The 4,304-nt window shown below is 56.9% G+C and carries 3 protein-coding genes; 2 read left to right on the top strand and 1 reads right to left on the bottom strand.

Going from position 1 to position 4,304, the window contains the following annotated elements; all coding sequences use genetic code 11:
* Positions 1-177 (top strand): laccase domain-containing protein (locus UN63_RS16705; protein ID WP_181068278.1); only part of this gene is annotated, 177 nt, incomplete at its 5' end.
* A gap of 109 nt (positions 178-286) precedes the next feature.
* On the top strand, positions 287-2,860 hold the full coding sequence (clpB, locus tag UN63_RS16700) for an ATP-dependent chaperone ClpB (RefSeq protein WP_104488619.1): 2,574 nt from the start codon (positions 287-289) through the stop codon (positions 2,858-2,860).
* Between the two features lie 45 nt (positions 2,861-2,905).
* On the opposite strand, the gene UN63_RS16695 is transcribed toward clpB, so the two are convergent.
* Positions 2,906-4,105, bottom strand: coding sequence for an NnrS family protein (locus tag UN63_RS16695; protein WP_104488618.1), 1,200 nt, complete (start codon positions 4,103-4,105; stop codon positions 2,906-2,908).
* Positions 4,106-4,304 lie beyond the last annotated feature (199 nt).

The following is a 4,304-nucleotide window of genomic DNA, read 5'->3' as shown; positions in this document are numbered from 1 at the left end:
AATAGCGACAAGTGGCTGGCCAACATCTATCACCTGGCCCGGCTTCGACTGGCTATGGCCGGGGTGCAGCACATCTATGGTGGCGAACACTGCACCTATACCGACGGACAACAGTTTTTCTCTTATCGGCGTGATAAGGAAACCGGTCGCATGGCTAGCCTGATTTGGCTGGATTAGCCAAAATATGCGCTGACTGGTTGTAATCCCACCATAAAACCCCATCTTTAGTATCAGTAATCAATCTTGTGTTCCCGCCAGGTGGCGGGGGTATTCGAGGAGAGTCCTGATGCGTTCAGATCGTCTTACCAGTAAATTTCAGCTTGCCCTGCAAGATGCCCAGTCGATGGCGTTGGGGCGTGATCATGCCTATATCGAACCGGCCCACCTGCTGGTGGCCATGCTCAATCAGGACGGCGGTACCCTTCGTCCCTTGATGACTATCGCCGGGGTCGACAGCAATACGTTGCGGGTCGAGCTGGATAAATCTCTGGATCGACTGCCCAAGGTCAGCGGGGGCGACATGGATGTGCAGGTGTCGCCGGTGCTGGCGCGCTTGCTCAACCAGTGCGACAAGCTGGCGCAGCAGCGCAAGGATGCCTATATCTCCTCTGAGCTGTTTTTGCTGGCGGCGCTGGACGACAAGGGCGATCTGGGCGAGGCGCTCAAACGGCTGGGCCTGACAAAAGACAAGATGAGCAAGGCCATCGAGCAGGTGCGTGGCGGCCAGAAGGTGGACGATCCCAACGCCGAAGAAAACCGTCAGGCGCTGGAAAAATACACCATCGATCTAACCGAACGGGCCGAGCAGGGCAAGCTGGATCCGGTGATCGGTCGGGACGATGAAATTCGCCGTACCATTCAGGTGCTGCAACGGCGCACCAAGAACAATCCGGTGCTGATTGGCGAACCCGGTGTCGGTAAAACCGCCATCGCCGAAGGTCTGGCTCAGCGGATCATCAACGGCGAGGTACCGGAAGGGCTCAAGAGCAAGCGGGTGTTGTCACTCGATATGGGCGCGCTTATTGCCGGCGCCAAATACCGCGGCGAGTTTGAAGAACGACTCAAGGCGCTGTTGAACGAGCTGGCCAAGGAAGAGGGGCAGGTGATCCTCTTTATCGACGAGCTGCACACCATGGTCGGCGCCGGCAAGGGAGAGGGCGCCATGGACGCCGGTAACATGCTCAAGCCCGCGCTGGCGCGGGGCGAGCTGCACTGTGTTGGGGCGACCACCCTCGATGAATACCGCCAGTACGTAGAAAAAGATGCCGCCCTCGAACGCCGTTTTCAGAAGGTATTGATCAACGAGCCGACGGTGGAAGACACCATCGCCATTCTGCGTGGCCTCAAAGAACGCTACGAGCTGCATCATCATGTGCAGATCACCGATCCGGCCATAGTGGCGGCGGCGGTATTATCCCATCGCTATATTGCCGACCGTCAGTTGCCGGACAAGGCCATCGATCTGATCGATGAGGCTGCGTCCAGCATTCGGTTACAGATCGACTCCAAACCGGAGCCGCTGGATAAACTGGAGCGGCGCATCATACAGCTGAAGCTGGAAGAGCAGGCACTGCTGAAAGAAGACGACGAGGGCAGCCGCAAGCGCTTGCAGCTGATCCGTGATGAATTGACCGAAAAAGAAGGTGAGTACTCCGATCTGGAAGAGATCTGGCTGTCGGAAAAAGCCGCCATGGCCGGAACCCAGCATATCAAGGCCGAGCTGGAGCAGGTGCGCCGGGATCTGGACGTGGCGCGTCGGGCTGGCGATCTGGCTCGTATGTCGGAACTGCAATACGGCCGTATACCCGAGTTGGAAAAACAGCTGGATCTGGCCGGGCAGGCAGAAATGCAAGAGCTGCATCTGCTGAAAAACCGGGTTACCGACGAAGAGATTGCCGATGTGCTGTCGCGCTGGACCGGTATTCCCGTCGCCAAGATGCTGGAAGGGGAAAAAGACAAGCTGCTGCGCATGGAAGACAGCCTGCACGAGCAGGTGATCGGCCAGAACGAGGCGGTCGAGGCGGTATCCAACGCCATTCGCCGCAGCCGGGCCGGTCTGTCCGATCCCAACCGGCCGGTGGGCTCTTTTCTGTTCATGGGCCCGACGGGTGTGGGTAAAACCGAGCTGTGCAAGGCGCTGGCCGATTTTCTGTTCGACAGTCGCGATGCCATGGTACGTATCGATATGTCGGAGTTTATGGAGAAACACTCGGTGTCCCGTCTGGTGGGCGCACCTCCCGGCTACGTGGGTTATGAAGAGGGCGGTTATCTGACCGAGGCGGTGCGGCGCAAACCCTATTCGGTGATCCTGCTGGATGAAGTGGAAAAGGCGCACCCGGACGTATTCAACATCTTGCTGCAGGTGCTGGATGACGGCCGCCTGACCGACGGTCAGGGGCGCACCGTGGATTTCCGCAATACCGTGGTGATCATGACCTCGAATATCGGCTCGGATCTGATCCAGGAGCACAGCACCGAAAAGGATTATGATGAAATGAAGGAAATACTGATGGGCGTGCTGAGCCATCAGTTTCGTCCCGAGTTCATCAACCGTATCGACGATATAGTGGTGTTCCACCCGCTGGGTGAGGATCAGATAAAGTCCATTGCCCGTATTCAGCTGCAGGGGCTGGTGGGGCGGCTCGAAGATAAGGGGTTCGAGGTCACCATTACCGAGCGGCTACTGGAAAAACTGGCCCATGCGGGCTTCGATCCGCTGTTTGGTGCTCGTCCGCTGAAGCGGGCGGTACAGCAGAGAGTGGAAAACCCGCTAGCGCAGGCCATGCTCTCTGGACGAGTGGTTCCCGGTAAACCGCTGGAACTGGACGCCGACAGCGACGGGCTGATACTCAATCAGTAAATACGGTAAATAAAAATCCCGCTGCGGCGGGATTTTTTATGGATGCTATCCAGGACGGCCATCTATTCTCGGGCGGGTCAATATCGGCCAGTACACCCAGTTGAAGAGGCCAAAGGCCAGCATCCAGGCCATGGCGCTGGTGTGATAGGCCATATTGGTCATGCCGGGTGCCAGCAAGGGCAGCAGGCTGCGCAACAGAGCTGCCAGAATCAACAAGACAAAGGCGATAACGACGGAGCGGCGGATCTCCAGTGTCCGACCGGAATGGCCGAGCGATACCCGGGCAATCATCCCTAGAATGACAATACCGATGGCGCCTGTGGTCAGCCAGTGACTGGCCAGAGAGATGCTGATCCCCCAATTCAACAGCGCTGCGGCCAGGGCCAGTAACCCCAGTGGTACAAACAGGTATCCCAGATGCAGTACCCACAGCAGGGGGATATTCCGTGCCAGTTTGTTGTTCCAGCGAGCCAGGCGAACCAGATTGGCAAGGGCGGAGACCATCAGAATCAAAGCCAGTGCGCTATTAAAGCCGTCGGTGCGCGGCAACAGCAGCCAGCCAAGTACCCCCAGCCAGAGTGTACCCAGGCTCAGTTTTTCCAGCCAGGGGTGCGGCACTGGCTTATCGGTGCCGGTAGCGTTGGCGGTAAAAAAGGGAATTACCCGGCCACCCATCACGGCAATCAAACCGGTTAGTGCCAGCACCGTCGTCACAAAGACGCGCTCGGACAGCAACCAGTTACCACTGAAGGCGGCGTAATAGCTGAGCGCGTTGAGCAGGGTGAACAAGACAAACAAAGGAACGAAGAACAGGTTGCGCCATTGCTTCACTTGCAGCACGGGCCGAGCCAGCATGCCCGCCACCAGTGGCAGCCACAGCAGGTCGAGTGTGATCACCAGTGGATTAAGCTCTCCTCGCAATGGCATCAAGAGGCGGGGGAGTAGCCAGAGTCCGGCGACCAATGCCAGCGGCCAGCCGCGCACGCCGGCAATACCGGTCCAGTTCTGCATGGCGGTGAGCACGAAGCCGGCGACGATGGCCAGCGCAAAGCCGAACAACATTTCATGGGCATGCCACCAGATGGGGTTGCCGACTCCCGGCAATACGGCCATGCCTGAGAGGCTGAGTAGCCACAGAAACATGGCCAGGCAGGAAAAAAGCGCCCCCCCCATAAAGAACACCCGAAATCCGAGCCGGAACAGCGGCCATATTTTGCTTTCTTTTTCTGCATCCAGTATCTGCATTGAGAGTCATCCTTATTGGTATTTCATATGCAAATTATATTGTAGCGTCATAAAAAAACATGGATCAGGATCAAAACAAGGTGATTAAAGCCACATCTGTTTAAATAAAAAGCTGATTGTTTAATTTGAAAGCAATTAAACGCAAAGTCGATGTTTTATCAAAAAAGCCCTTGCGCAAAATCAGCCGCTCCCTATAATA

The organism is Oceanisphaera arctica (genome assembly GCF_002936955.1).
Lineage (GTDB): Bacteria > Pseudomonadota > Gammaproteobacteria > Enterobacterales > Aeromonadaceae > Oceanimonas > Oceanimonas arctica.
This window is presented reverse-complemented; position numbering and strand designations above follow the sequence as displayed.

Excerpts from the sequence above, each read along its gene's own strand:
- clpB (WP_104488619.1), top strand. The coding sequence starts at position 287 with ATGCGTTCAGATCGTCTTACCAGTAAATTTCAGCTTGCCCTGCAAGAT.
- UN63_RS16695 (WP_104488618.1), bottom strand. The coding sequence starts at position 4,105 with ATGCAGATACTGGATGCAGAAAAAGAAAGCAAAATATGGCCGCTGTTC.